Here is a 24,838-nt window from a genome sequence, read left to right as displayed (position 1 = left end):
CGCCGGTGGCCGCCCGCCGAGCGCGAGGCCACCTTCTCTGCAGGGAGGGAGAAGATCATGCGACTGTCACTGTTCGTGTCGGCGCTCGTCCTCGCCGCGGGGCTCGCGGGCTGCGCGACGTCCACGCGCGAGACCCAGCGGCCCGCCAGCCCGGCGGCCGCTCGCTCGCCCATCGCCAGCGACCATCCGTTCGAGGTGAAGGGCACCGTGAAGTCGGTCGGCGATGGGCTCCTCGGGATGGGGCGCAGCGTCACCATCGCGCGCGAGGGCGCGCCCGCCGCAGAGCTTCACGTGGCGGAGGAGACCCGCGTGACGCTCGACGACCGTCCGGCCAAGCTGTCGGACCTGCGCGAGGGAGACGAGATCCGCGCGCGCTTCGACTTCGACAAGAGCACGCCGGTGGCGATCGAGCTCCAGGCGAAGCCGAAGCGACGCTGACGCGCCGGGCGCCTCGCCGGCTCGACCGATGTTCTACCCGCGCCTGCGGTGCGGGTGACGGCGCTCGTGCTGGGGGGACGGCCCCTCCCCGCGCGGAGCGCCGGGAGGCGGACCGGAGGGTCTGCCCTGCTGCGGTGCGACGGGTGCAGCCGGGCCGAGCGGCGGACGACTCACGCGGATCACCTCCGGCGCGGGAGCGTCGCGGCGACGGGCCGGTCCGCCACGTCCAGGCTGCCGCGGTCCGCCCGCGCGCGGCGCGTTCTGCGGCTGGCGCGGTCCGGACTGCTGCTGCGGCTGGCGCTGTCCGGGCTGCTGCGGCTGGCGTGGCCCGGACTGCTGCTGCGGCTGGCGCTGTCCGGGCTGCTGCGGCTGGCGCGGTCCGGGCTGCTGCGGCTGGCGCGGCCCGGACTGCTGCTGCTGCTGGCGCGGCCCGGACTGCTGCTGCTGGCGCGGCCCGGACTGCTGCTGGCGCTGTCCCGGCTGCTGCTGCTGGCGCTGTCCGGGCTGCGCCGGACGCTGTCCGGCCTGCTGCGTGGTCGGCTCGTGGCGTGCGCCGGGCGAAAGGTGCGAAATCTGCCGCGGCCCGGACCCGGAGGGCTCGTGGTGGGCGCGCGGCTGCGCGGGCGCGTGGGTCTCGCGCGCCGGGGGCGCGTGCGCCGGCCGCTCCCGCCGTTCCTGCCAGACGCGATCCCGGCGCGGCTCCTGCTGCTGCGGCCGCTGCGGGTGACGCTCGCCGTGACCGCGCCCGTGCCGCTGTCCCTGCCTCTCGCCTCCCCGCGCGGCGGGCTCCGGCGGCCGGCCACTCGGCACGAAGTCGGAGCTGAGCTCGCGCCGTACGTACGCGCGCCAGATCTCGTGCCCGTCCCCGGAGGCGGCGTGGAGCTCGGGGGCGATGCCGGCGAAGAACCGCCGCACGTTCTCGAGGTCGCGCTGGAAGAACGACTCCGCCTGGCTGTTGTGCGCGGCGCCGACCACCTGCGGGAAGTCGATCACCACCGGGCCGTTCCAGCCGAGGAGGATGTTGTAGGGCGAGAGATCGCCGTGGATGAGATCGCACCCGAGCATCCGGACGATCTGGCTGCGCAGGTCGGCGTAGAGCGCCGCCGCCTCCTCGGGCGCGACCTGCGCGTCCACGAGGCGCGGCGCTGGGTGTCCGTTCGCGTCGACGACGAGCTCCATGAGGAGCACGCCCTCGTAGAACATCACCGGCCTGGGGACCCGGACGCCGGCGGCGTGCAGCGCGTGGAGCGCGTCGGCCTCCTTCGCCTTCCACGCCTCCTCGGCGGCGGCCTGCCCGAAGCGGCTGCCCCGGTCCATCGCGCGCTGCATGCGCGAGTCGCGGACCTGCCGCCCTTCCTTGTAGCCGGCGTTGTTCCGGAAGCTCCGCGCCTCGCGCGCCTTGTAGACCTTGGCGGCGACGACCTCGCCGCCGTGGCGGACGAGCCAGAGGTCCGCCTCCTTGCCGCTCTTGAGGCGCGCGCAGACCTCTTCGATGACGCCGTCCGCCAGGAGCGGTGCGAGGGGATCGTGCATGCTCGTCGGGTGGGTCCTTGCGCGAGGCTACTTCTTCGGGGCACCGCCCGGACGACCGCCACCGGCGCCGCCACCCGGCCTCCGGCCACCGCCGCCCGGCCGTCCGCGACCGCGCTCGTTCTTGCGATCCTCGCGGAGCGAGTCCATCGAGAAGCCGCCGGTCGCGCCGGCCTTGGTGCCGCCAGCGCCGCGGCCGCCACCGCCGCCTCCCCGACCGCCGCCGGGTCCACCGCGACCGCCACGGCCACCGCGGCCGCCGCGCTCGTCGCGGGGAGAGCTCACGGTCTGCTTCATGCTCTGCGGGAAGAAGTCCACGAGGTACTGGTGACCGCCGCTCGTCTTCGCGCCCGGGACCGGCTCCTCGACGCCGAACACGCGGACGAGCCGCACGTCCTCGGCCCGGCGCCCCACCACCTCGACGGCGGCGCGAAGCATGGCGAGCCGATCGCCCGACAGGCCCGTGGCCGTCGCCACTGCGGCGTCGAGCGCGGCCTTGACCGCCTCGCTCTCTCCCTCCGCCGCGGGCTTCGGCGCCTCTGCCGTCGCCGCGGGCGCTGCCTCCGCCGTCTCGGCGGGCGCAGCGGCCTCGACCGGCGCGGCCTCCTGCGCCTCGGTGGGCGCCTCGGCGACAGCGCCCTCCGGCGCGGCCGGGGCCGGCGCCTCGGCGGCCGCGGCGACGGGGGCGGCCGGCTTCTCCTCGGCCGGGAGTGAACGCCGGGCCTGGGCGACCGCGGCCGCCGCCGTCCTAATCAGGGATCCGCTGAGCTCGGTGAGCGTCTTCATGCGGGCGTAGCCATACACCGTCCGGGCGGTGTCGGCAAAGGGCTGCCTGGCGCGAGCGCTCGTCTGCCGGCTCCGCGAACCCGGCGACGCGAGAGGAGCGGGGCCTGGTCCGGCGCCGGCCGGTCGAGGTTCGTCACCTCTTCGCGGCGAGAAGCGCGTTCACCTTCTCCATCACCGCGAAGGCGTCCGCCACGTACAGCACGTCCGCCTTGCCCCTCGCCCACCCGCAGCCCGCGTCGAGGTTCACCGCGCGCCGCTCGCGGATGAAGCGCCAGCCGACGACGTGCGGCTCCTCACCGTGGCAGCAGGTCGCGAGCCCCTTGGGATGGCGAGGGGTGGAGCCGGTCTGGCCGACCTGGTTCAGGTGTGTCATGAACTCGAACACCTTCTGCCCCTCCCCCGCCTGATCCACGAGCGACTTGGACGAACCGAGCGAGGCGCCGGCGCTTCGCAGGAGGCCGAGGATGAGCTGCTCGGCGCGCTCCGGCTCGGGCTTCCCGGACGCCTGCTTCTTCGTCCAGCCCGCCCCGGCGACGAAGAGGAGCTTCGCGTCGGGGCGGATCGTCTGCTCGCCCGACGAGGGCGCCCGCAGCCCCAGGACCTTCGTCCGCGTCAGGCCGTCGGCGGAGAGCGCGAGCCGCTCGACCACGGGGGAGGCGCCGCCTTCGACCGTCGCCGCGGGGTACGCGCCCGGATCGACGAGCAGCACCCAGGGGCGCTCCTCGCGCCGGAGCTTCGCCTCGATGCGCTGCTTGTAGAACCAGCGGGTGATGGCGACGCCGCCGTCGGACGCGACCTGCGTCACGTGGGTGTCCACGCGCCCGCCGAGCCGCTGCGCGACCCCGGCCGCCACGCGCGCCATTCGGCTCGTCGCGGGCGCGACGACGACGGTCGCGCCGGAGGCCTTGGCGAGCGCCGTGGCGGCCGCCGCGTCGGTGCCGTAACGCGGGTCGTCGAAGGCGGGGCCCTCGACGGCGAGCACCTTCGTGGCGCCTGCGCCCGCGAGCGCCGCGGCCGCCCGCTCGACGGAGGCGCCGAACAGGCCGACGGCGAGCGGCCCGCCGACAGCGCGCGCCGCGGAGAGCGCCTCGAGCGCGGCGCGCGGGAGGCCGCCATCGGCCTCGGTGTGGGTGAGGAGGAGGACGGTGTCCATGGTCGGGCTCCCTCGCGCTAGTCCTGGGCGATCCACTCGACGAGCTCGCGCGCGACGTCGTCGGGGCTCATGTCCTTCACGATGCGGGTCTCGCGCTGCGTCCTCGGCACGGCGACCGAGAGGTACTCGACGCGACCGGTGCCGACCGGCGCGGGCGCGGCCTTCTGCAGGGCCGGCATGATCGCGCGCATGTTGGCCATGCCGACCTGCGGGTTGTTCTTGGGCTCGCCGAGGCTGCCGGTCGCCCAGCCGAGCACCGCGGGGGCGCCGGCGCAGGAGGACACCTGGTGCCTCCCGCCCTCCACGCGCTCGAGCACCTCGAACGCGCCGTCCGGACCTGGCGTGAGCTGGTCGACGCCCTGGAACTGATCGGGGATCTCGAGCCGCTCGCCGACGAGCTGGAGGGTGACGCCCGCACCGCGCGAGGCCGACTCCCAGCCGCCGAACAGGAGCAGCCGGGAGCGATCGAGGCCGGGGAGCGCCTTCACGGCGTCGGCGAGCCTCGCCGCGACCTCGTGGGGATCGGTGAAGCCGCCGGCGGGGCCGTCGAGCGCGACGAGCTCGAAGGGGACCCGCTGGCCGACCGCCATCATGACCTGCTGGAGCTTCGCCTTCGGGCCGAGCGAGAGGAGCGTCACCTTCGAGCCCGGCGTTCGCGCCGCGAGGTTCGCCGCCTCGTACAGCGCGTGGGCGGCCCACGGGTCGAGCACGTGCGGCAGCATGAGCTCGTTCTTGAGGCCCGGCCCCTGCGGCGTCTGGGCGGGCTCGAGGGTCTGGAGCGGGTCCGGGACGACGCTCCCGAGGACGACGATCTGGTATCCGGTGCTCATGGGCTCCTCGTCGTGCGCGCCCGCCGGCGAGCGGCGGGGGCGGGGTTTGCGATCAGTTCTCCGCGGAGTGAAGCCCGCCCGTCCCGGCGCGGAGCTCGAGGTTCACCTCGTCGGTCCCCTCGAGGCGTCCGGTGCAGCTCCACAGGCACGCGCCGCAGTGGACGCACTTCTCGCGATCGAAGCTCGGCACGCCGTCGGCGCCCGGCCGGAGCGCCTCGGCCGAGCAGATCTCGACGCAGACGCGCTTGCCGCAGGCGCGGCAGCGCTCGGCGGAGCGGAACCCGACGTGATCCGCGTAGCCGGGGGGCGCCTGGACCTTGCCGCCCATGAGGAGCGCGTCCTGCTGCGACACGAGGAGCTTCCCGTCGAGCGGCACGGCCGGCCAGCCGGCGCGATCCATGAGCGCGTCGTGCAGCGGGACGCCCCTCGCCTCGCACTCCGCCCGCAGCCGCGCGAGCTCCTCGGCCGGGATCCGGCCCGCGTAGAAGTCCTCCAGCGTGCCGACCGCGTCGGCCGGGTGCGGCGGCTCGTGGCCGAGCGACACCCTGCCGCGCGTGAGGCCCGCGAGCGCCATCCCGACGAGGCCGGGCACGAACCCGCGCTGGAAGCCGTCGCGCGCCTTCTCGGCGATCCTCGCCTCCGCCTCGATCCAGCTCGCGCGGCGACGGGCGACGTAGGCCTCCTCCAGGCCCTCCTTCGTGAGCGGCCTCCCCGCCTCTAGGAGCGCGATGACGCCCTCCGCGAGCTGGACGCCCGTCGTGAAGGCCTCGTCCACGCCCGAGGACGTGAGGACGTTCGTCGAGCCGGAGCCCTCGCCGATCCGCGCGAACCCGTCGCCCGCGAGGAACGGCTCGCCGCGCCGCCCGGACTCGAGGAGCGACTTCGCCCCCCAGGACCGGAGGCGCGCGCCCTCGAGGTGCCGCCAGATCGCGGGGTGCTGGACGTAGTGCTGTAGGTAGCGATAGGTCGTGCGCGCCGGCGACGCGAAGCCGCTCGGGACGAAGATGCCGACCGACGCGACGTGATCCGGGTGGACGTACAGGAACCCGAAGATCTCCGGCTCCGGGAACCCGAGCGTGTGGAGCACCGTGCCCGGCTCGAGGCGCGTTTCCTCCGGGAGGTCGACCACGAACTTCATGCCGACCGCCCACTCGCGCCGCGCGTTCCCGGGGGGCATGCCGAGCTCGGCGTCGAGCTGGCGCCCGACCGCGCCGACCGGCCCGTCGCCGACGACGGTCAGCGCGGCCCGGACGTCCATGCCCGGCATGAACGCGGCGTCCGGGAGCCCCTGGCGATCGACGCCCTGGTCGACGAGGCGGACGCCCCGGACCTTGCCGTCCTCGACGAGCGCCCGCGCGACGGGTGTCCCCGGCCAGAGCTGGACCGCGCCGGACGCGAGCACCTGGGCGCTCATCCACTGCATGAGCTGGCCCATCGAGAAGACGAAACCGTCCTGCTTGTGCAGGAACTCGGGCGTGAAGGGGAGCTCGAGCGCCTCGTCGGCGAAGGGCAGCACGCCGCGCAGCGCGCGGATGGTCCGATCCGCCGCGCGCAGCGAGGCCGACCGGCGGCTCGCGCCGAGGGGATCGAGCAGGTAGAGGACGCGCTCGTCCTTCACCCTCGCCGCCATGGGGATCTGCGCGCCGTCGAGGTCCGGGAACGCGGCGCGCAGGCCGCGGGCGCGCGTCACGACGCCCGACACGCCGAAGCCGAGGTCGTCGGCGCGCTCGTAGCAGACCACCTGCAGCGGCAGGCCCGGCGCCGCGGCGCTCTCGAGTGGCGGGAGGTCGGACGCGGAGAGACGGCGCGACAGGGTGGTGAGGAAGCCGGCCGTGGCCGGCCCGAAGCCGACGCAGGCGATGTCCACGGACATCGTCTGGCGCTCCGGCTGTTCCTGGGTCCCGAGGGGCTGCAATGGCGTCTCCCTGGCGACGAAGGCCGCCGCGGCTACTGCGGGTAGTCGAGCGCCTCGGGGATCATCACCTTCGAGAGCGCCTCCGCCGCGCGGTCCTTCGCGAGCAACGCGCCCGTCAGGCACCCGTCGATCTTCACCCGCATCGTCCGGAAGTCGCTGATGCCCTGGCAGGAGGCGCAGGGGCCCTCCTTGTCCGGGTGGCCGCCCTCGGCGACCACGTCGCCGGTGCAGCCCGCGAGGCCGGGGATGATCCCCTCGAGCGCCTCGGCGTCGCTCGCCGACCAGCACGCCGCGCACCCCTCCGCGTCCCACGACGGGTGGCGGTTGTAGCCGTGGACGAGCTCGGCGCAGATGCGCCCCACCTCGCCCGCGGCGCGCGCCGCCTGGACGTGGCACAGGTCCGCGAAGAAGCGGGCCGTGCCCGCGTGCGCCTCGCCGAGCACCGGCGCGCCCTCCTCGGCGAGCACGACCGCGTCGAGGATCTGGCTGCGCGCGGCCATGAGCCAGCCGAGCGCGTCCGCGAGCTTGAAGGTCACCCCCTGCCGCGGCGACTGGACGAGCTTCGCGCCGTCCGCGTCCGTCGACCGCTCGAGGTGCCGGTACGTCCAGAGCCAGAGCTCCATCGCCGACGCGAGCGCGCAGGCCCCGGTGCCCGGATGCGCGCCCGCCACGTGGCGCAGCTCGCGGACCCACGCCTTCTGCTGCGCGAGGAAGAGCGGGTTCGCCATCGTCACCGAGAGCTGCCGGCGCTGCACGGCCTCGGGGCCCTCGTAGGTCGCCTCGAGCTGGGCGTCCATCCACTTCTGGCCGAGGAACCCCGGGCAGTCCTCCGTGATGCCGTAGCCGCCCATGAGCGAGACCGCCTCGCGCATCACGCTCGCGCCGACGCCGGTGTTCCAGAGCTTCGTCGCGGGGCAGAGGACGTTCGCCTGCGCGTCGAGGAGCGCGAACCGGACGAGCTCGTCGGCGCGGAGCTCCGCGATGCGCGCCTCCTGCTTCTCGCCGCGGGGGTGCGCCTCGAGCTCCAGGAGCTCGAGCCCCTTCTGCTCGAGGGCCTTCGTCCACTTGAGGGTGGCCTTCATGCCGGAGATGCCCTGGGCCGCGAGCGCGGCGTCCTTGCGCCGCTCGAGCGGATCGAGCTCGTCGAACAGGCGAGCCGTCGCGAAGCCCAGCGACGCGCCCGCCTCGCCCGCCGCCCAGACCTCGACGAGCCGGTGCAGCGCGTCCTCGCGCTGCTGGATGCCGAGCTCGTAGCGCACCGATCCGGGCGCGGCCTGCTCGGCGCCGCGGAACCGCCCGCGCTGGTAGCGGATGACCGGCTCGATCGCGCTGAGCAGCTTCGCGGAGGTCATGACGCCGACCGTCACGCGCGTGCGCCGGAACACCGCCTCGATCACCTCGGAGTGGTCGAACCTCGGGACGATGACGCCGTCCTTCACGGTGTACCCGCCGACGATGCGGCTCGCCGGAACTTGCAGGCTGAAGATGGGATCGCTCGTCGAGGAGAGCTGGTGCACGAGCTTCTTCGTGGGGGTGCCGCGGTCGAACGTCCCCGCGTCCGTCTCCTCGAGGATGACGAGGCACGAGGACTTGATGCGCGGATCGTCGGTGTCCACCGCGGCGGTGACGAAGTTCGCGAACCCCATGTTCGTGATGAACCGGCCGCGCTTCTCGACCCGCAGCACGGGCTCCTCGCCCTCCTTCCACTCCGCCACGCTCACCTTCCCGGAGAGCATGCCGGTGTCCACGCCGACGTAGGGAATGGGCTCGGTGAGCGCGAACGCCGCGCGCCAGGGCCGCCGGTCCTCGCCGGGCTTCGCGGGCGCGGCGAGGCTCATGTAGTGGCGCACCTGCTCGGGCGTGCCGCGCTCGTGGATGGGCGACAGGCCCAGGAAGCCGGCGAGGGCGCCGGTCGCCGCGCCCGCGTCCACCCAGGCGAGCTCGAAGGCGGCGAGCGCGAGGGCGAGGTTCTTCGGGCCGGCGATGAAGCCGCCCTCCTCCGGCTCCATGAACGCCGCCGTGATCCCCGACGCGTCGTAGTGGGCGAGGAGCTCGTTCTTGCGCGCGGTCCACTCGTGCTCGTTCCTCCCGCCCTCCGCGACGAGGCGCGCGACCGGGCCGCGCGCGACGCCGCGCGCGGACTGCACCAGCATCTGCAGGTCGTACCGTTCCGCGAACCGCCACATGAGCTGCCGGACGTCGTCGCCGGGCAGGGTGCGGAGCGTGTCGGGATGAGCCTTCAGGGCGGGCGTCGCCATGGGGTGTTCCTCGCGGGGCGGGTGCGCGTGGGAGCGCACTGTGAGGAGAACAGTGACCGTGGTCCGAGCGGCGTGCGGCGGACAGTAGCAGAGGAACGGGGCCCGATTGCAATGCGTCAGGCCCGAGGATCGGCGGTGATTGCCCAATCCATTGTTCGGGATCATCGGACGACGCGACACTCTGCCGCGCCCGCGACCGTTCGCCACACTCTGCGGACGTCTGCCACACGGGTCTGCCGGCCGTGAGCTTCGGCGATCCTGGCCCCTGGATCGAGGTGCACTGCCCGCGAAAGGGCGCACCCTTCCGGTCCGAGCCGCGGCAACACGCCCGCCGTACCTGTCGCGCATGACGACTCGAGCGTTCTCCCTGTTCCTGGCTCTCGCCGTTCCACTCACCGTCACCGCCGCCGCTCCCGCCGCGAAGGCGGTCCTGAAGGACGCCGACGGCAAGGAGGTCGGGACGGCCACGCTCACGCCGACTCGCGGCGGCGTGAAGGTCGCGGTCGCGGTGGCCGGGCTCCCGCCGGGGAAGCACGGCATCCACCTCCACGGAGCGGCGAAGTGCGAGCCGCCCGACTTCAAGTCGGCCGGAGGTCACTTCAACCCGTTCGGCAAGAAGCACGGCGTCCACAACCCCGAGGGCGTGCACGCCGGCGACCTGCCGAACCTCACGGTCGGGAAGAACGGCAAGGCGAAGGCGACCTTCACCGCGAAGGGCGCCACCCTGGGCGCCGGCGAGGGCTCGCTGTTCGGCCCGGACGGCACGGCCCTGGTCATCCACGCCGACCCCGACGACGAGAAGACCGATCCCGCCGGCAACTCGGGCGCGCGCATCGCCTGCGGCGTGGTCGAGAAGCAGTAGGGAGCCGGCGCCGGAGCGCTCACGCACGGGCCGGGCACTCCGCCCGGCTTGTCCCGAAGGCCCGTCCCCCCAATGTTCCCTCCGAACCCTCGAAACCCCAGCGGAGGGGACATGGCCACCGTCAGCGGGCAGCAAGGCTTCCAGGCGACCTTCCAGGCGACGCCGCACTTCAGCCACATGGCCGAGCAGATGCGGCGGTCCATCCAGGAATGCCTGTCGTGCTTCAGCGTCTGCGAGCAGACCCTCGCGCACTGCCTGCAGAAGGGCGGCGAGCACGCGGCCGCCGATCACGTGAAGCTCCTGATGGACTGCGCGGAGAGCTGCCGCATGAGCGTGGCGCTCATGTCACGCGAGTCCGCGTTCCACGCCCACCAGTGCGCGACGTGTGCGGAGATCTGCAAGGCCTGCGAGGAGTCCTGCGAGGAGTTCGCGGGCGACGCGCAGATGAAGGCCTGCGCCGACGCGTGCCGCTCGTGCGCCGAGGCGTGCAGCGCGACGGCCGCCCTGGCGTAGCCGCAGGAGCCGGCCGCTTCTCACGCGCACGCGAAGGTGGAGCGTCCGCCTCCCGGGAGGGCGGCGCGCGCCCCGACTCCAGCGGAGCCCGGTTGATCTGGTCGCGTCACGAGGCGCGCGATGGCGTCGGCGAGCCGGGCACAAGACGACCGAGCAGCGCAGGCGGGCCTGGAAGGCCCGTCGAGCAGCGCAGGGAGGAGTCTGCCCGGCGCAGCCAGCCAGCGTGCGCCGCAGTAGCGATCCAGGTCGACCGGTCTCTGCCTTACCCGAGCACCTTCTCCGCCTGCGCCACGTGGAGCAGCACGGCGGCCCGGCACCAGGGGAAGTCCCGCTTCAGCTGCTCGTGGACCGGCGTGCCCACCTGGAACTCGGCGCGTCCGGAGAGGCGGAAGCCGACGCCCTTCGGGTGCTTGGCCCCCAGGATCATCTGCACCCCGCTGCCGCTCCGGACGTTCTCCTCCGTCCGCCGGTAGCCGCCGGCGGGGAACGCGAGGGTGGTGTCGTCGAGGACGCGGAGGTAGCTGTTCCACGTCGCGACGAGGTGCGGCCCCGCCGGCCCCTCCGTCACGAAGGCGGCCGAGCCCTCCTGCGTCAGCGCTGCGCGAATCTCCTCGGAAATCATGAACGCACTCCTCCTGGCTCGCGGTCGCGTTTCTCGCGCGCGACGGTGTGCGCCCCCGTATAACGCGGGCGAGGAGCGGATGATCCGATTGAAGCGCGCCTACGACGGGCCCGAGCGGAGCGATGGCTACCGCGTGCTCGTGGACCGGCTCTGGCCGCGCGGCGTGAAGAAGGAGGCGCTCGCGCTCGACCTGTGGGCGAAGGACCTCGCGCCGAGCCCGGGGCTCCGGCGCTGGTTCGGGCACGACCCCGCCCGCTTCCACGAGTTCGCGCGGCGCTACCACGCCGAGCTCGGGACGGGCCCGGCGCAGGCGCTCCTCGCGGAGCTCGGCCGCCGCGCAGCGCACCGTACGGTGACGCTCGTCTACGGCGCGCGCGACCGGGAGCACAACGGCGCCGTCGTGCTGCGTGACCTGATCGCGGAGGGGCCGGGGGAGCACGCGAGGTGACACCATGCCGCATGCGGCCGCGGCAGGCGGCGATGAAGATGACGGGATGACCTCCGGTCCGACCCGTACCGCGTGGCTGAAGTGGCTCTCTCCGGTGATGCTGACGCTCGCGGGCGCGCTCCTCGCGACGGGCCCGGGTTGCCGCGAGGGTGGCTCACGCTCCGGAGACGCCGCGCCTGCGAACGCGCGGCGCTACACCGTGCGCGGCGAGATCGTGCGGCTCCCCGCCTCCGCCGCGGCGCGGCAGGTCTCCATCCGTCACGAGCCCATCGACGACTTCGCGAACGAGGCGGGGACGGTGGTGGGGATGGGCTCGATGGTGATGCCGTTCGACGTTTCGCCGGAGGTCGCGCTCGACGACGTGCGCGTCGGGGACAAGGTCGAGGTCCGGATCGCCGTCTCGTGGTCGCCTCCCGTGCTGCGGATCGAGCAGCTCCGCAAGCTCCCCGCCGACACCGCCCTCCGGTTCGGAGAGGCCCGCCCGGAGGCCGCCACGCGTCCCTGACGACCGTCGGCGGGCCCCGCGTCCCGGGACCCGAGCGCCCCCCGCCGCTCCGCCCTCGCCTTCTCGCGCGCCCTGCCGGCGCTCGACCCCCTCGCCCGTCAGCGTCCACGAGCCTCGCGCCTGCCGGGCACGACCACGAGGAGCGCGACCGCCGCCACGAACGCGAGCGTCGCGCCGTAGGCGAACGCGGCGGGAGATCCCAGCCGGTCCCAGATCACGCCGAAGATCACCGAGGCCGGGAGCGCGCCGAGCCCGATCGCGAGGTTGTACCAGCCGAACGCGGCGCCGCGCCGGTCGGGCGGGACGAGGTCGGCCACGAGCGCCTTCTCCGCTCCCTCGGTGAGCCCGAAGTAGACGCCGTACAGGGAGAAGAGGGCCCACGCGTGCCACGCTGCGCTCGCGTGGCCGAAGAGGAAGTAGACGAGGGCATAGACCGCCCAGCCGACGACGATGAGCGGCTTGCGTCCGACCCGATCCGAGAGCGCGCCGCCGGGGGTGCTGGAGAGGGACTTCACGACGTGCAGCAGCGCCCAAAGGATCGGGGTGAGCGCCTGGTTCACGCCGAGCTGGGAGGCGCGCAGGAGGAGGAACGCGTCGGTCGCGTTGCCGAGCGTGAAGACGAGGAGCACGACGAGGTAGCGCCAGAACCCTCGACCCAGCGGGCCTGACGCGGCGGGGGCCTCGCGCCTCCCGTCCACCTCGCGCGGCACCTCCGACACGGCGGATGCGAGGACCAGCACCGAGAGCACGCCGGGGATCGCCGCCAGCCAGAAGACGCGCCGGAGCGGCGCGCCCGTCCACCACGTCAGGATCGCGAATGCGATGAGCGGCCCGACGACCGCGCCCGCGTGGTCGCCTGCCCGGTGGAGGCCGAAGGCCCTGCCGCGGATGGACGGCGCGACCGAGTCCGCGATGAGCGCGTCGCGCGGCGACGTCCGCACGCCCTTGCCGACGCGGTCCACGACCCGGATGACGAGAACCTGCGAGGCCGCCTGCGCGACGGCGACGAGCGGGCGCGCGAACGAGGAGATCACGTAGCCGAGGAGGACGAGCGGCTTGCGCCTCCGGACCCGATCCGACCACCACCCGCTGGCGAGCTTGAGGAGCGCGGCGGTGGTCTCCGCAGTTCCCTCGATGAGCCCCACCGCGCTCGCGCTCGCGTGGAGCACGCTCGACAGGAAGAGCGGCAGGAGCGGGTAGATCATCTCGCTCGAGACGTCGGTGAGGAAGCTCACCACCGCGAGCGCGATCACGTTCCGGCCGAGCCGCGGGCGCCCCTCCACGCTCGTCTCGCGCTCGGTCCGGCGGCCTCGAGCTCCATTTCCGGGAAGGCGCATGCGGTTCCTCGGGCGAAGGGTAACGCTGCTCGCGTCTCGCGGGGCCCCGCAATCGCGGCTGGCGGGCAGGGCCGCGCCGCCGGGTGCGACGCGCGGGGCGAGCGAACGGCCCTCGCGCGAGGAGCCTCGAGCCGGGATTGTTCCGCGACGCGGGACACGGTGGTGCGCGCGCGCGACTTGTCCCGATCGCCTCGGCGGTTATGGATCCCGTCGGAGAGACCCATGATCGAGCGAGGACTGAAGGACGTGGTGACCCCCGTCGCGACGAGCGACGGCGCAGGCGTGCGGCTCCAGCGCAGCATCGCCACGGAGCGGCTCGACCACCTCGACCCGTTCTTCCTCTTCGACCATTTCGGGTCGGAAAACGCGAACGACTACGTCGCCGGCTTCCCCATGCACCCGCACCGGGGCATCGAGACCATCACCTACATGCTCGACGGCAGCGTTGCCCATCGGGACAGCCTCGGGAGCTCGGGCGTCATCGGGGCGGGCGACGTGCAGTGGATGACCGCGGGGAGCGGCATCCTGCACGAGGAGATGCCGAAGGTCGGACCGCGCCGGCTCGACGGCTTCCAGATCTGGGTGAACCTGCCCGCGAAGCTCAAGATGACCCGGCCGCGCTACCAGGACGTGCCCTCGAGCGCGATCCCCGAGGTCGCGCGCCCCGACGGCGCCCGCATCCGCGTGGTGGCGGGCGAGGTGGACGGCGTTCCCGGCGCGGTCCGCGAGATCTTCGCGGGACCGACCTACCTCGACGTCGCGCTCCCTGCCGGCCGGACCTTCGAGCAGCCGGTGCCGCGCGGCCACACCGCGATCCTCTACGTCTTCCAGGGAGAGGTGAGCGTGGGCGGCGCCGCGCCCTCGCGCGGGCCCGCCATCCGCGCCCCGCACCTCGCCATCCTGGAGGACGGTGACGTCGTCCGCGTCCACGCCGGCGGCGCGGGCGCGCGCTTCCTGCTCCTGTCGGCGCAGCCGCTCCGCGAGCCGTACGCACGCTACGGCCCGTTCGTCATGAACACCCGCGAGGAGATCGCCGAGGCGCTCGCGGAGCTCCGCGCGGGGACGTTCATCAAGCCCTGACGGCGGCGCGGCTCGTCGCGCCGAGCGAGCCGCGCCCCCGCCGTCACCGCGTCGCGCCCGCCTTCCCCGGCGGCGTCTCGGCGCGGGCGCTCTGCGGCGCCTGGACAACGCCGAACCCGTACCACCACCCGGTCACGGCGGACTTGCTGAACACGACCGTCCGCTGGCGTTCACGGAACGTATATCGAACCACGCCCTCCTTCTTCGACAGCATCTCCGTGAAGGCCTTGTCGACCTCGGGGCCGAGCTCCTTCGGGTTCGTGAAGACGAGCGTGGGATCCCATACGATCGCGAGGAGCGGCGTCGCGTCGAACGAGTAGAAGATGAGGTCGTCTCCGACATTCATCTCCTCGCGGATCCGGGCGCTCAGCTTGCCGAGGTAGATCGACGCGCCGAGGACGCCGGACACGACGCCGTCGCGACCCTTCACCGGCACGGCGACGATGGCGACGCCCTTGCCCGTCGCCTTGCTGACGACGAGGTCGCCGATCACGGTCTCCCCTGCGAGGACCTTCGGAAAGTAGGCCCGCGTGGAGAGGTTTCCCTTCTCGCGGCCGTTCTGGACGCTCCAGTACGACCCGTCTGGCAGGGCGAACCAGTTGAGCGCGGCGTCGTTCAGCTTGGCGATCTCGCCGAGCTGGCGCTCGATGTTTGCCCAGTCGGCGGAGCGCGTCTGCTCGGACAGCGCGAGCACCTGGAGCGAGTCCGCCATCTTCCGAAGGTGGCCGTCCGCGAGGGCGACGAACGCAGCGAGCACGACCTTCGCGTCCACCTCGAATGCCGCAGCCTCGGCGGGTGCCTGCGGCGGTGCGGCCCGTGCGATGCCGCTCGCCAGCGCCATCGCCAGCGCGAGCGCGAGACCCCTCCCGAATACGCCTCTCGATGCGGGGAACATGCCCTGCCTCCTTCCACGCCGGCCGGGTCGCGCCGCGCGACGAGCCTGCCCGAGCCCGGCCTCTCGTCGCGCACGCCTCGACCGGTCCACCCCACGATACGCTCCGAGGCGCGCTCACCTTCGCATTGCGGACGAGGGCCTTCGGGTTCGGACGATCGGCGTGCCCGCATCGTGGTGAGGAGATCACCCGTGCGCTCCTCTGGCTCACCGATCCGCGTGGACGGCCGCGCGCAGTGACGCTCGCCCGAACGGCGCCGAGGGCGCGGATCGCCGCCGGCCCGCGCACGTGCGCGCGAATGCGGCGCGGTCCGACGCGGTCGCGCCGACCGGCAGGACCGACCGTTCCAATCCTGGAACAGACCTGTGCTAAGGCGCCGATTGCGCCGCATCGGGAACGCCGCCAAGAATGCTCCCGTGCCGAGCGGCAGCGGGAGAGGGCCGAGAGAAGGCCCCGCCCCGCCGATGAGACCGCCGCCGCGGCCCCCAACGCTCTCCCGAAGGAAGGCCGAACATGAAGAAGCTCCTCGCCTCGCTGCTCGCCGTCGCCCCGATGCTCGCGCTCGCCGCGCCTGCCGCCTGGAACGTCGACGCGTCCCACTCGCAGGTCGGCTTCGCCGTGAAGCACCTCGTCATCTCGACGGTCCGCGGCGAGTTCACGAAGTACTCGGGCGTCGCGCAGCTCGACGACGCGGATCCGGCGCGCTCCACGGTCGAGGTGACGATCGACGCGAACAGCATCGATACCCGCGTCGCCGACCGGGACGCGCACCTCAAGTCGCCCGACTTCCTCGACGCGGCGAAGTACCCGGCCATCACCTTCAAGTCGGCCAAGGTCACCAAGGCGGGCAAGGACAAGCTGAAGGTCGCGGGCGACCTCACCCTGCACGGCGTCACGAAGCCCGTCACCCTCGACGTGACGACGTCGCCCGAGGTGAAGGGCATGTACGGCGAGACCCGCCGCGCGTTCTCGGCCGTCACGAAGATCAGCCGCAAGGACTACGGCCTCTCCTGGAACAAGCTCGTCGAGGCCGGCCCGGCGGTCGGGGACGAGATCGCCATCACGCTCGACGTCGAGCTCGTGAAGGACGCCCCGAAGAGCGCGTCGAGGTGAGGACGCCTGGCGCGCGGTGAGTCCGGGCCGGCTCCGCGAGCGCGGGGCCGGCCCGCGCCGTCCGTGGTCAGGGGCTCGCTCTCCTCGCGATGCGGACGCGCCAGTCGGCCGGGCCGCGCTCGAGGTACTCGGACTCCGCCTGGCCGGGCCGCACGAACCGGAACTGCTGCAGCAGCGGCGCCGGGTCGTGGTCGTTCACGATCACGAGCGCCTCGCCCGGTCCGAGCGCGTCGAAGGTCTGGAACACGAGGCCGTGCCGCAGCTCCGGCGGCAGCTTGCGAAGGTCGAGCTCACGGGGCGATCCGGTCATCGGGAGAGGCTCCTCGGGACGGGGTTCGGTCGCCGGGCGGTGCACCTCGCGTGCCTTCCGCGCGCGGCGCGACCCGCCGGCGCGGCGCTCTTGCGCTCGCCGCTCCGGCCCAGCGATTTCCCGCGGGGCGCCTCCGACCGCGCGCCCGGCGCGCCGGCGACACGATCGCGGCCCCGCGTGTTCCACGCCGTTCCGGTCTGGAACGTAAGGGGGATCGAGGACCCTCGGGGCACCCCCGGTGCTAGAACCCTTGCCGAGCGGCGCGGTCCGCCACCCGGCCCGTGTGAGCCCACTCGCATCCCGGCCGTTCCTGCGACCGTGCGGGCGAATAGACTCGACGCGGGAGGCCGATTGGCGCACGACCACGAAGGACAGCGCATCCTCGCGGCCATCGACGTGGGGACGAACGCGGTGCGCCTCGAGATCGCGCGCCCGCTGCCTGACGGCACGCTCGAGACCCTCCACCAGGAGCGCGATCCGGTGCGCCCGGGCGAGGGGGTCTTCGCCACCGGCTCGATGTCCCGCGAGGTCGCCGACCGGCTCCTCTCGGCCCTCCGCCGGTACGCGGCCCTCTGCCGCCGCTACCACGCCACCGTGCGCGCCGTCGCGACGAGCGCCGTCCGCGAGGCGCGGAACCGCGACGACCTCGTGAAGCGCGTGAAGCGCGAGACCGGGCTCGACCTCGAGGTCGTCTCCGGGCGCGAGGAGGCCCGCCTCATCTGCCGCGGCGTGCTGAACGGCCGGCCCCGGCGCGCGCGCTCGCTCGTCCTCGACATCGGCGGCGGGTCGACCGAGGTCGCGACCGCCGTGGGGGAGGAGGCGAAGGATCTCTACAGCGTCGGGCTCGGCGCGGTCCGGCTGACCGAGATCTTCGGCTCGGCGGGGAAGGTCTCGCCGCAGCGGCTCGCGGCCATGCGCAGCTTCGCCGACGAGGCGTTCCGCGACTCCGTTCCGCGGCGGCTGCCGCACGGCAACGTGGCGCTCGGGTCGTCCGGGACGATCAACGCCATCGTCGCGGCCCACGGCGAGGGCCGCCGCATGACGCTCCGGGACGTGAAGCGCGCGGTCGAGGAGCTCGCCTCCGACTCCATCGCGGAGCGGCGCAGGCGGTTCGAGCCCCGCCGCGCGGAGATCATCGTCGCGGGCGCCGTGATCCTCGAGGCGGCGATGCGCCACCTCGGCCTCGACTCGATCGCCGCGGTCGACACCGGGCTCCGCAACGGCATCCTCGTCGACCTCGCGCGCCGGTCGCCGGCGGCGGTCGCGGCCGCCCAGGCCTCTCGCGCCGCGGCGGCGCTCGCGTTCGGCCGCCGGTTCAACTTCGACGAGGGCCACGCCCGGCAGACGGCGCGCCTCGCGCTCGATCTCTTCGATCAGCTCGCCGAGCTGCACGCGCTCCCCGCGAGCGCGCGCGGGCTGCTCGAGGCGGCGGCGCTCCTCCACGACGTCGGGCACGCCGTCTCGCCGACCCGCCACCACAAGCACACCTTCTACCTCGTCTCGAGCGCCGACATCCCCGGGCTGTCCGACAGGGAGCGGCTCCTCGTCGCGCTCGTCGCCCGCTATCACCGGCGCAGCCCGCCGGAGCGGCACCGCCCGGATCTCGAGGACCTCCCCGCGGGCGAGTTCCGGCTCGTGCGGCGGCTCGTCGCCCTGCTGCGCGTCGCGGACGCGCTCGACCGGAGCCACCACCAGCCGGTCGTCTCCGTCCGGGCCGCCCGGAAGAACGGCGTCGTGAGGGTGCTCGCGCGGACCCGCGGCCCCGTGGACCTCGAGCTGTGGGACGTCGCCCGGGAGGCGTCGCTCTTCCGCGCCGTCTTCCACGCGTCGATCCACGTCGAGCGAGCGCGGAGGTAGGGCCCGGTCGCGAGCCGCGACCGCGACCTCGAGCCGCGTCGTCACGCCGCCGGCGCGTCCGCCGCGTGCCCGTTCGCCGCCGCCGCGACCTTCACCCCGAGCTTCACGCGCCGTCCGCCGCGCGAGAACCCGCGCCGCAGCGCCCGGACCACCCTCTCCTCCCGCCACCGCGAGAGCTCGCGCCGGAGCGCCCGGGCCTCGCGGGCGCGCTCCTCGTGGAGGACGGCGAGCGTCGCGCGCGCGGCCCGGCGCTCGCGCCGCTGGCCCCGGCGGGCGAGGCGCTCGAGCCGCTCGATCCGCACGTCCGTGTCGTGGAGATCGCCGAGCCGCTCCTGGAGCGGCACGAGCGCGGCGAGCATCCCCTTCGCCGCGCCCGGGAAGCCGGGCTCCACGAGCTCGGCGACGTAGCGGAGCTTCTTCGCCGCGATGCGGAGGCGGTGCACCTTCCGTGGCGATCGCGCGTCCCGCGCGGCCGCGAGGCGGCGCTTCAAGGTCGCGAGCCGCGCCCTCACCTCCTTCGCGAGCCGCTTCCCCTGGAGCCGCCCCTTCCCTGCCGCGTCCTCCGCGGCGCGCGCGATCGAGGGCGCGACGGCGCCCTGCCAGCCACGGATCGCGCGGCGCAGCCGCTTGCTGGCCCTCGGCAGGCCTCCGCCCGCCCACGCCGCGAGCCGCCCGCCGCCATCCTGCCTCCGGGCGTGCCGCTCGAACCAGCGCCGCTGCACCTGGCCGTCGCGGACCTCGCCGAGCGCGTCCTGGAGCGCCTTCACCTCGTCCTCGAGCGCCGCGAGGTCGCCGCGGCCGAAGAGCTGGAGCGCGGCGCGCAGCCGCCGCGTCGCGATCCGCATGTCGTGCACCGCGTCCACGTCCGGCTCGCCGTCGCCCGTCCCCACGGCCGCGGCCTCGTACCGGCGCACGTCGTCGAGGCGCGCGCGGACGAGGAGCGGGCCCGCCACGGAGAGCGGCGTGCCGGGCTCGAGCCCGGGGATCTCCGTCGGCTTCGCCACGCGCTAGCTCCCGGCGAGGAGCCGCTCCACGTCCTCGGGCCCGTGCCATCCGAGGACGCGGGGGTGCTTCGGCTCGAAGAACACGGACGACGTGAAGAAGTGCTCGATCTCCTCGAGCACCCGGCCGTCGAGGTCCCGATGCGTGCGCAGCGCGGCGCCGCGGGGGTGGACGAGCGGGAGCGCGAGGATCCGGTCGTTCCGCTCCCGTCCTCCGCCCTTCGCGTCCTGCTCGAGCGCGAGGACCCCGAGTGCGCGGCAGCGGAGGACGACGCCGGGGTAGCTCGCGACGTCCCAGTAGACGAGCGCGTCCACCGGGTCGCCGTCGGAGGCCTTCGTCCCCGGCACGAAGCCCCAGTCGTACGGGTAGGCGAACCCGAGCGGCAGCGGCCGGTGGCCGATCATCACGTCGAGCTCCGGATCGTGCTTGAGCTTGAGCGTCGCGCCGCGCGGCGCCTCGACGACGACGTGGAATCCGCCCTCCGTGCGGGCGGGAACGGACGAGATGGGCATGCCTCGAATCTGCGGTCCGGCGTCACGACCCGCCACCGGCGAGGCGGGCGGCGAGCGAGCGCCTCCCTGGACGCGCTCGACGGTGTGCGCGTCACCTCGCCTTCCGCGCCCCGAGCAGGCGCAAGAGCCTCGCCGTCGCGAGCCAGCGCAGCCGCCCTCCCCCCGGCCGCGGGGCGCCGTCGAGCTCGAGGAGGCACGCGCCGCCTTTGCGAAAGGTGAACAGCGGCTCGGGATCGCCGGCGACGAGGAGCGCCGCGAGGCCAGAGAGGTGCGGCTCGTGCCCGACGAGCGCGACGGTCCCGCCGTGGCGCGACGCGCGGAGCCACTCGAGCAGCTCCTGGGGCGGATGGCCCGGCGCGAGCGCCGGGAGCCCTTCCTCGGGCGAGAGCTCGAACGCGTCCGCGACGATCCGCGCCGTCTCGACGGCCCGGACGAGGGGGCTCGGGACGACGGCGTCGAGCTCCGCGACGAGCGCCATGAGCCCCCGCGCACCCCGGGCCATGCGCCGGCGTCCCTCGGCCGTCAGCGGCCGGCGCGCGTCGGCCGCCTCGCCGCGCGACGAGGCCCGCTCGGCGATGGCGTGGCGAATGAGCAGGAGCTCCATCTCCCTGCTCGATAAGGCCGGGCGCGGCCCGGCGGCAGCGGCGCGCCCCATTCCCGTGCACGCTCGGGGCCCACGCGAGGCGGGCTCCCCCGGTCGCTCGCGCGCCCGACCGGGTGGGGAGCGGGGGCGGACGGCGCGGCCCGTCTTCGTGGCGGCCGCGGCCCGCCGCCGCTTATGAGCGAAGAAAGGATCCCTCAGATGCTCAGAGGCACGGGCGTGTCGCCGGGAGTCGCGCGGGGCAAGGCCCTCGTCATCGCGTGCGGCTACCGGTCCGCGGCCCCCCGGCGCAGCATCCACCCGTCCGAGGTGGAGGGCGAGCGGCTGCGCCTGGACGCAGCCCTGGCCACCGCCGGCGCGGAGCTGGCCGCGCTCCAGGCGGACGTGACCGAGCGGCTCGGCCAGAGCCAGGCCGACATCTTCGGTGCCCAGGCGCTCGCGGTGGACGATCCGGAGCTGCGCGACCGGGTCCTCCGCCGGGTCCGGGAGAAGCTCATCAACGTCGAGGCGGCGCTCTCGGAGGTGATCGACGAGTACCTGCGGATCATCGAGGCGATCCCCGACGCCTACCTCCGCGAGCGCGCGGCCGACGTCCGCGACGTGGGCCGCCGGGTCCTGTCGACGCTCATCGAGCGCCGGGGCCCCTCGAGCCTCGTCATCCCCGCGGGCGCCATCATCGTGACGGAGGAGCTCCTGCCGTCCGTGACGGCGCGCCTCGAGCTCGACCGCGTCGGCGGCCTCGTGACGGAGCGGGGCAACCGGTTCTCGCACAGCTCGATCCTGGCGCGCTCCCTGGGGACCCCCGCCGTCGCCGGGGTGCCCGAGGCGTCGCTCCGGATCAGGACGGGAGATCGGCTGATCGTGGACGGCATCGGGGGCGTGGTCTTCGTCAACCCGGAGCCTGCGCTGGAGCGCGAGTACGATCGCGTGGAGGCGGAGCTCCGCGCCGGCAAGGAGGAGCTCACGCACCTCGTCGGCGTGCCCTCGGTGACGCGCGACGGCACGGCGGTCCCGCTCTACGCCAACGTGAACAAGCTCGCGGACACGGAGTCCGCGCTCCGCTTCGAGGCCGAGGGGATCGGCCTCTACCGCACCGAGTTCGCGTTCTCGATCCGCCCGGCGTTCCCCACCGAGGAGGAGCAGTACGAGTACCTCGCGCGGGCGGCGGAGCGCTTCCACCCGCGGAAGGTCGTCTTCCGTCTCCTCGACCTCGGCGGCGACAAGGTCCTGCCGTACTTCCCCCTGCCGCCCGCCCGCAACCCCTCGCTCGCGCAGCGCGGTGTCCGGCTCCTGCTCCGCCACCCCGAGGTGCTGAAGCCGCAGTTGCGGGCGTTCCTGCGCGTCAGCGCGGATCACCCGGCCTCCATCCTGCTCCCCGTCGTCGGCGGGCTGGAAGAGGTCCGGGAAGCCCGCCGGATGGTGAGGCAGGTGCAGGCGGAGCTCGCCGCCGAGGGCCTGCGCTTCAACCCCGACGTCCCGCTGGGCGCGATGATCGAGGTCCCCTCGGCGGCGCTGATGGCGCGCACGCTGGCGCGGGAGGTCGAGTTCCTGAGCCTCGGGACGAACGACCTCGTGCAGTACGTGCTCGCGGCCGATCGCGAGGACGAGACCATCGCTCCCTACTACCAGCCCCTGCACCCGGGAGTGCTGCGCCTCATCCGCTCCGTCGCGGAGGCCGCGGAGGCCGCCGCCCGTGAGCTCACCATCTGCGGCGAGATGGCCGGCGATCCGCTCCACACCGAGCTCCTCCTCGGCCTCGGCCTGCGCGCGTTCAGCGTCGCCCCGGGCGAGATGCTCGAGGTGAAGAACGCCATCCGCGAGACCCGCCTCGACGCGGCCCGGGAGCTCGCGCAGCGCGCCGTGGAGCTGGGATCGGCCGCGGAGGTCGAGGCGCTGCTCGGCGAGCGGACCCGCCCCCGGAAGGATTGAGCCGCCGGCGGCCGGGCGAGCGAGCGAGCCGCCGGGCAGCGCGCGCGGCTCAGGCCGCGATCGCGCGGCCGGCCCGGACCGCGGCGACGGCGCGGAGGAGGTCGGAAGCGGCGTACGGCTTGGCCAGGTATCCGCTCGCGGCGAGCGCGCCGGGCTCGGCCGACGAGGTGACGAGCACCGGCACCTGGGCGAGCACGGGGTCGCGCAGCTGCTCGCGGCGGAACTCCCAGCCGGACATGACCGGCATCTCGAGGTCGAGCAGGATGAGCTCGGGCGTGAGCTCGCCCGCCTTGAGCCGAGCGAGGGCCTCGCGCCCGTGCCTCGCCGTCACCGTCTCGAAGCCCGCGTCGGTCAGGACCTGGACGACGAGCTCCCGGAGGTCCTCGTCGTCGTCGACCACCATCACCACGCCACCCGTCCGCTCGACCATGCCGTCCTCCCCTCGGACGCCGAGCTCAACGCTACGCCCCGTCCCGCGGCCGTCGAGCTTTCGGCGCCCGGGAACGCCAGCTCTCGTGGGTTCGGCCGACGGGAGGAGCGGCGGAGCCGGCCGGGCGCGTCAGGGACGCTCCGCGTGCCCCAAGTGCGGCCCTCGGCAGGGGGATGCGTGGCGATAGATCCCCGGTCCTTTCCCCAGGGAGATCCCGATGCCGCTCGTTCGCATCTCGCTCAGAGCCGGAAAGCCGGAGGCCTACCGCACCGCCCTCGGCGACGCGGTCCACCGCGCCATGGTGGAGACGATGAACGTCCCCGCGAAGGATCGCTTCCAGGTCATCACCGAGCACGACGCCGCGGGGCTCGTCTACGACCGGTCCTATCTCGACATCGCGCGGAGCGACGATCTCGTCGTCGTGCAGATCACGCTCAACGCGGGACGGACCGTGGAGATGAAGAAGGCGCTCTACGCCCGGATCGCCGAGCTGCTCTCCACGTCACCCGGGGTCCGAAGGGAGGACGTCCTCGTCTCCCTCGTGGAGGTGGGGAAGGAGAACTGGTCGTTCGGGAACGGGATCGCGCAGTACGCGTGACTCAAGGCGCCGCGACCACCCAGACGTCCTTCACGCCCTGCCCATTCGTGTCGCCCGGCTTCTTGTCCCCGACGAACGTGTAGAGCGGCTTGCCCTTGTACGTCGTCTGCTTCTTGCCGTCCTCACGCGTGATGGCGCCGAAGTCGCCCGCGCTCGGCCCCCCCGCCGGCTCGACCTTCTCGCGGTAGTAGATCGGCCAGTTCGCCACGCACGACCCTGCGCACGCGCTCTTCCCGCCCGCGTCCATCTTGAACACGTAGAGCGTCATGCCCTTGTCGTCGGTGAGGTAGCTCCCGACCTTCTCGCTCTTCGCCACCGTGACCGTGTCGCCGGCCGCCCGCGCGCCACCGGCGAGCCCTAGGACGGCGGCGGAGGCGATCGCCGCCACGAACCCACGCTTCGAAACGCGCATCTCGAGTCCCTCCCGCCCGTACGGGCGCGATGAACGTAGGGCGAGGAGGCCCTCGCGATCGCGGCTCGCGCGGGGCCATCGTCGCCTTTGCGCGGGTGCTGCCTTGGCGGGAACCGCGCGCGGTCGGGCGCGCGCGCCGGCGGGGTCAAGGCGCCGCGAGGAAGGGCGCTGCGGCGCGGTCGACGAGCCAGAGGACCGAGCCGTGCGCCGGCCGGACGCGCGCCGCGGGGAGCGCCTCCGCCCCGCTCTCGCCGGAGAGCACGCGCGCGAGCGCCGGCGCCTTCTGCGCGCCCGAGACGAGGAAGACGGCGTGCGCCGCCGCCTGCAGCGCGCGCAGGGTGAGCGTGATCCGGGCGGGGCCCGCGGCGGGCGCGGGCACCGCGGCGACGAGCCGCGACGGCTCGTCGATCGCGGGGCTCCCCGGGAACAGCGAGGCGGTGTGACCGTCCGCGCCCATCCCGAGCAGCAGGAGATCGAAGCGGGGCGCGACGCCGAAGAAGGCGCGCAGCGCGTCCTCGTAGGAGCGGGCGGCCGCGCCGGGCTCGTCCTCCCCGCGGATCCGGTGGACGTTCTCCGGCGGGAGCGCCACGGACGAGAGGAGCGCGCCGCGCGCCATGCCGTAGTTCGACCGCGGGTCGTCGGGCGGCACCGCCCGCTCGTCCCCGAAGAACACGTGCGTGCGCGCCCACGGGAGCGCGTCGCGGTAGGGGGCGGCGGGATCGGCGAGCAGCGCGTAGACCGCGCGCGGGGTCGCGCCGCCGGAGAGCGCGACCGCGAAGCGCCCCGACGCGGCCACCGCCGCGAGGGCCCGGAGGCGCCACTCGTCGGCGGCGGCGCGAGCGAGCGCGACGTGGTCGTCGAGGACCCGCACCTCCCGCCCGGACGTGTCCCCCTCCGCGCCCAC

General features: G+C 74.2%; 26 protein-coding genes. 10 read left to right on the top strand and 16 right to left on the bottom strand.

The features are described 5' to 3' along the window. Window positions 1–57 precede the first annotated feature (57 nt). Window positions 58–438 (top strand): hypothetical protein, encoded by a 381-nt coding sequence (locus MNZ39_RS06650; protein ID WP_242336384.1) that lies wholly within the window; start codon window positions 58–60, stop codon window positions 436–438. A 33-nt stretch (window positions 439–471) separates the two neighbouring features. On the opposite strand, the gene MNZ39_RS06645 is transcribed toward MNZ39_RS06650, so the two are convergent. The 6 genes from MNZ39_RS06645 to MNZ39_RS06620 all read right to left on the bottom strand — a co-directional run bounded on the left by MNZ39_RS06645 (window position 472) and on the right by MNZ39_RS06620 (window position 8,910). Further along, window positions 472–1,971 carry an RIO1 family regulatory kinase/ATPase gene (locus MNZ39_RS06645; RefSeq protein ID WP_242336381.1) on the bottom strand — a complete coding sequence of 500 codons (1,500 nt, stop codon included), beginning with the start codon at window positions 1,969–1,971 and terminating at the stop codon, window positions 472–474. 27 nt (window positions 1,972–1,998) lie between these two features. Further along, on the bottom strand, window positions 1,999–2,754 hold the full coding sequence (locus tag MNZ39_RS06640; RefSeq protein ID WP_242336378.1) for a translation initiation factor 2: 756 nt from the start codon (window positions 2,752–2,754) through the stop codon (window positions 1,999–2,001). 133 nt (window positions 2,755–2,887) lie between these two features. Further along, the gene (locus MNZ39_RS06635; protein ID WP_242336375.1) at window positions 2,888–3,907 is read right to left on the bottom strand and encodes an electron transfer flavoprotein subunit alpha/FixB family protein; all 1,020 of its coding nucleotides are present in this window, start codon (window positions 3,905–3,907) and stop codon (window positions 2,888–2,890) included. Between the two features lie 17 nt (window positions 3,908–3,924). Next, window positions 3,925–4,737, bottom strand: a complete 813-nt coding sequence (locus MNZ39_RS06630) for an electron transfer flavoprotein subunit beta (RefSeq protein ID WP_242336372.1) — start codon at window positions 4,735–4,737, stop codon at window positions 3,925–3,927. Window positions 4,738–4,789: 52 nt separating this feature from the next. Continuing rightward, window positions 4,790–6,652 (bottom strand): 4Fe-4S ferredoxin, encoded by a 1,863-nt coding sequence (locus tag MNZ39_RS06625; RefSeq protein WP_242336369.1) that lies wholly within the window; start codon window positions 6,650–6,652, stop codon window positions 4,790–4,792. A 32-nt stretch (window positions 6,653–6,684) separates the two neighbouring features. Next, window positions 6,685–8,910 carry an acyl-CoA dehydrogenase gene (locus tag MNZ39_RS06620; RefSeq protein WP_242336366.1) on the bottom strand — a complete coding sequence of 742 codons (2,226 nt, stop codon included), beginning with the start codon at window positions 8,908–8,910 and terminating at the stop codon, window positions 6,685–6,687. 346 nt (window positions 8,911–9,256) lie between these two features. On the opposite strand from MNZ39_RS06620, the gene MNZ39_RS06615 reads away from it, so the two are divergent. Then, window positions 9,257–9,772 (top strand): superoxide dismutase family protein, encoded by a 516-nt coding sequence (locus MNZ39_RS06615; RefSeq protein WP_242336363.1) that lies wholly within the window; start codon window positions 9,257–9,259, stop codon window positions 9,770–9,772. Window positions 9,773–9,883: 111 nt separating this feature from the next. Then, window positions 9,884–10,285, top strand: coding sequence for a four-helix bundle copper-binding protein (locus MNZ39_RS06610; protein ID WP_242336360.1), 402 nt, complete (start codon window positions 9,884–9,886; stop codon window positions 10,283–10,285). Window positions 10,286–10,547: 262 nt separating this feature from the next. Here MNZ39_RS06610 and MNZ39_RS06605 read toward each other — a convergent pair whose 3' ends face one another. Continuing rightward, a complete protein-coding gene (locus tag MNZ39_RS06605; RefSeq protein ID WP_242336358.1) occupies window positions 10,548–10,907 on the bottom strand; it encodes a pyridoxamine 5'-phosphate oxidase family protein in 360 nt (119 codons plus the stop codon). A 79-nt stretch (window positions 10,908–10,986) separates the two neighbouring features. On the opposite strand from MNZ39_RS06605, the gene MNZ39_RS06600 reads away from it, so the two are divergent. Then, window positions 10,987–11,355 carry a DUF488 domain-containing protein gene (locus MNZ39_RS06600; RefSeq protein WP_242336355.1) on the top strand — a complete coding sequence of 123 codons (369 nt, stop codon included), beginning with the start codon at window positions 10,987–10,989 and terminating at the stop codon, window positions 11,353–11,355. A 46-nt stretch (window positions 11,356–11,401) separates the two neighbouring features. After that, window positions 11,402–11,860: a copper-binding protein gene (locus MNZ39_RS06595; protein ID WP_242336352.1), complete on the top strand. Its 459-nt coding sequence runs from the start codon at window positions 11,402–11,404 to the stop codon at window positions 11,858–11,860. Window positions 11,861–11,958: 98 nt separating this feature from the next. Here the strand turns inward: MNZ39_RS06595 and MNZ39_RS06590 are convergent, their stop codons facing one another. Continuing rightward, window positions 11,959–13,197 (bottom strand): MFS transporter, encoded by a 1,239-nt coding sequence (locus tag MNZ39_RS06590; protein ID WP_242336349.1) that lies wholly within the window; start codon window positions 13,195–13,197, stop codon window positions 11,959–11,961. A 222-nt stretch (window positions 13,198–13,419) separates the two neighbouring features. On the opposite strand from MNZ39_RS06590, the gene MNZ39_RS06585 reads away from it, so the two are divergent. After that, window positions 13,420–14,277: a pirin family protein gene (locus MNZ39_RS06585; RefSeq protein WP_242336346.1), complete on the top strand. Its 858-nt coding sequence runs from the start codon at window positions 13,420–13,422 to the stop codon at window positions 14,275–14,277. Window positions 14,278–14,320: 43 nt separating this feature from the next. Here MNZ39_RS06585 and MNZ39_RS06580 read toward each other — a convergent pair whose 3' ends face one another. After that, window positions 14,321–15,172, bottom strand: coding sequence for a hypothetical protein (locus MNZ39_RS06580; RefSeq protein WP_242336344.1), 852 nt, complete (start codon window positions 15,170–15,172; stop codon window positions 14,321–14,323). 511 nt (window positions 15,173–15,683) lie between these two features. Here MNZ39_RS06580 and MNZ39_RS06575 point away from each other — a divergent pair. Beyond that, window positions 15,684–16,283: a YceI family protein gene (locus MNZ39_RS06575; protein ID WP_242336342.1), complete on the top strand. Its 600-nt coding sequence runs from the start codon at window positions 15,684–15,686 to the stop codon at window positions 16,281–16,283. Between the two features lie 67 nt (window positions 16,284–16,350). Here the strand turns inward: MNZ39_RS06575 and MNZ39_RS06570 are convergent, their stop codons facing one another. After that, window positions 16,351–16,593, bottom strand: a complete 243-nt coding sequence (locus MNZ39_RS06570; RefSeq protein WP_242336339.1) for a DUF2249 domain-containing protein — start codon at window positions 16,591–16,593, stop codon at window positions 16,351–16,353. 351 nt (window positions 16,594–16,944) lie between these two features. On the opposite strand from MNZ39_RS06570, the gene MNZ39_RS06565 reads away from it, so the two are divergent. After that, the gene (locus MNZ39_RS06565; protein WP_242336337.1) at window positions 16,945–18,450 is read left to right on the top strand and encodes a Ppx/GppA phosphatase family protein; all 1,506 of its coding nucleotides are present in this window, start codon (window positions 16,945–16,947) and stop codon (window positions 18,448–18,450) included. Between the two features lie 41 nt (window positions 18,451–18,491). Here MNZ39_RS06565 and MNZ39_RS06560 read toward each other — a convergent pair whose 3' ends face one another. From MNZ39_RS06560 to sixA, 3 genes are all read right to left on the bottom strand, one after another. Further along, window positions 18,492–19,454, bottom strand: coding sequence for a CHAD domain-containing protein (locus MNZ39_RS06560; RefSeq protein WP_242336334.1), 963 nt, complete (start codon window positions 19,452–19,454; stop codon window positions 18,492–18,494). Window positions 19,455–19,457: 3 nt separating this feature from the next. After that, entirely contained in the window at window positions 19,458–19,964 is a 507-nt protein-coding gene (locus MNZ39_RS06555) for an inorganic diphosphatase (RefSeq protein ID WP_242336331.1), read from the bottom strand. A 91-nt stretch (window positions 19,965–20,055) separates the two neighbouring features. Then, window positions 20,056–20,568 (bottom strand): phosphohistidine phosphatase SixA, encoded by a 513-nt coding sequence (gene sixA / locus MNZ39_RS06550; protein ID WP_242336328.1) that lies wholly within the window; start codon window positions 20,566–20,568, stop codon window positions 20,056–20,058. Between the two features lie 198 nt (window positions 20,569–20,766). Here sixA and ptsP point away from each other — a divergent pair, with 198 nt between their 5' ends. Continuing rightward, window positions 20,767–22,494, top strand: coding sequence for a phosphoenolpyruvate--protein phosphotransferase (gene ptsP, locus MNZ39_RS06545; RefSeq protein WP_242336325.1), 1,728 nt, complete (start codon window positions 20,767–20,769; stop codon window positions 22,492–22,494). A 49-nt stretch (window positions 22,495–22,543) separates the two neighbouring features. Here the strand turns inward: ptsP and MNZ39_RS06540 are convergent, their stop codons facing one another. After that, window positions 22,544–22,924, bottom strand: a complete 381-nt coding sequence (locus MNZ39_RS06540) for a response regulator (RefSeq protein ID WP_242336322.1) — start codon at window positions 22,922–22,924, stop codon at window positions 22,544–22,546. 217 nt (window positions 22,925–23,141) lie between these two features. On the opposite strand from MNZ39_RS06540, the gene MNZ39_RS06535 reads away from it, so the two are divergent. Beyond that, complete coding sequence (locus tag MNZ39_RS06535) at window positions 23,142–23,522, top strand: tautomerase family protein (RefSeq protein WP_242336319.1); 381 nt, start codon at window positions 23,142–23,144, stop codon at window positions 23,520–23,522. Between the two features lies 1 nt (window position 23,523). On the opposite strand, the gene MNZ39_RS06530 is transcribed toward MNZ39_RS06535, so the two are convergent. Beyond that, entirely contained in the window at window positions 23,524–23,934 is a 411-nt protein-coding gene (locus tag MNZ39_RS06530) for a hypothetical protein (protein ID WP_242336316.1), read from the bottom strand. A gap of 145 nt (window positions 23,935–24,079) precedes the next feature. Beyond that, a complete protein-coding gene (gene pgl / locus MNZ39_RS06525; protein ID WP_242336313.1) occupies window positions 24,080–24,838 on the bottom strand; it encodes a 6-phosphogluconolactonase in 759 nt (252 codons plus the stop codon).

The organism is Anaeromyxobacter sp. SG66 (assembly GCF_022690805.1).
GTDB lineage: Bacteria > Myxococcota > Myxococcia > Myxococcales > Anaeromyxobacteraceae > Anaeromyxobacter > Anaeromyxobacter soli.
This window is presented reverse-complemented; position numbering and strand designations above follow the sequence as displayed.

Excerpts from the sequence above, each read along its gene's own strand:
- sixA (WP_242336328.1), bottom strand. The coding sequence starts at position 20,568 with ATGGAGCTCCTGCTCATTCGCCACGCCATCGCCGAGCGGGCCTCGTCG.
- MNZ39_RS06645 (WP_242336381.1), bottom strand. The coding sequence starts at position 1,971 with ATGCACGATCCCCTCGCACCGCTCCTGGCGGACGGCGTCATCGAAGAG.
- MNZ39_RS06575 (WP_242336342.1), top strand. The coding sequence starts at position 15,684 with ATGAAGAAGCTCCTCGCCTCGCTGCTCGCCGTCGCCCCGATGCTCGCG.
- MNZ39_RS06530 (WP_242336316.1), bottom strand. The coding sequence starts at position 23,934 with ATGCGCGTTTCGAAGCGTGGGTTCGTGGCGGCGATCGCCTCCGCCGCC.
- MNZ39_RS06600 (WP_242336355.1), top strand. The coding sequence starts at position 10,987 with ATGATCCGATTGAAGCGCGCCTACGACGGGCCCGAGCGGAGCGATGGC.
- MNZ39_RS06615 (WP_242336363.1), top strand. The coding sequence starts at position 9,257 with ATGACGACTCGAGCGTTCTCCCTGTTCCTGGCTCTCGCCGTTCCACTC.
- MNZ39_RS06610 (WP_242336360.1), top strand. The coding sequence starts at position 9,884 with ATGGCCACCGTCAGCGGGCAGCAAGGCTTCCAGGCGACCTTCCAGGCG.
- MNZ39_RS06595 (WP_242336352.1), top strand. The coding sequence starts at position 11,402 with ATGACCTCCGGTCCGACCCGTACCGCGTGGCTGAAGTGGCTCTCTCCG.
- MNZ39_RS06570 (WP_242336339.1), bottom strand. The coding sequence starts at position 16,593 with ATGACCGGATCGCCCCGTGAGCTCGACCTTCGCAAGCTGCCGCCGGAG.
- MNZ39_RS06605 (WP_242336358.1), bottom strand. The coding sequence starts at position 10,907 with ATGATTTCCGAGGAGATTCGCGCAGCGCTGACGCAGGAGGGCTCGGCC.
- MNZ39_RS06590 (WP_242336349.1), bottom strand. The coding sequence starts at position 13,197 with ATGCGCCTTCCCGGAAATGGAGCTCGAGGCCGCCGGACCGAGCGCGAG.
- MNZ39_RS06585 (WP_242336346.1), top strand. The coding sequence starts at position 13,420 with ATGATCGAGCGAGGACTGAAGGACGTGGTGACCCCCGTCGCGACGAGC.
- MNZ39_RS06620 (WP_242336366.1), bottom strand. The coding sequence starts at position 8,910 with ATGGCGACGCCCGCCCTGAAGGCTCATCCCGACACGCTCCGCACCCTG.
- ptsP (WP_242336325.1), top strand. The coding sequence starts at position 20,767 with ATGCTCAGAGGCACGGGCGTGTCGCCGGGAGTCGCGCGGGGCAAGGCC.
- MNZ39_RS06650 (WP_242336384.1), top strand. The coding sequence starts at position 58 with ATGCGACTGTCACTGTTCGTGTCGGCGCTCGTCCTCGCCGCGGGGCTC.
- MNZ39_RS06630 (WP_242336372.1), bottom strand. The coding sequence starts at position 4,737 with ATGAGCACCGGATACCAGATCGTCGTCCTCGGGAGCGTCGTCCCGGAC.
- MNZ39_RS06635 (WP_242336375.1), bottom strand. The coding sequence starts at position 3,907 with ATGGACACCGTCCTCCTCCTCACCCACACCGAGGCCGATGGCGGCCTC.
- MNZ39_RS06540 (WP_242336322.1), bottom strand. The coding sequence starts at position 22,924 with ATGGTCGAGCGGACGGGTGGCGTGGTGATGGTGGTCGACGACGACGAG.
- MNZ39_RS06555 (WP_242336331.1), bottom strand. The coding sequence starts at position 19,964 with ATGCCCATCTCGTCCGTTCCCGCCCGCACGGAGGGCGGATTCCACGTC.
- MNZ39_RS06535 (WP_242336319.1), top strand. The coding sequence starts at position 23,142 with ATGCCGCTCGTTCGCATCTCGCTCAGAGCCGGAAAGCCGGAGGCCTAC.
- MNZ39_RS06580 (WP_242336344.1), bottom strand. The coding sequence starts at position 15,172 with ATGTTCCCCGCATCGAGAGGCGTATTCGGGAGGGGTCTCGCGCTCGCG.
- MNZ39_RS06640 (WP_242336378.1), bottom strand. The coding sequence starts at position 2,754 with ATGAAGACGCTCACCGAGCTCAGCGGATCCCTGATTAGGACGGCGGCG.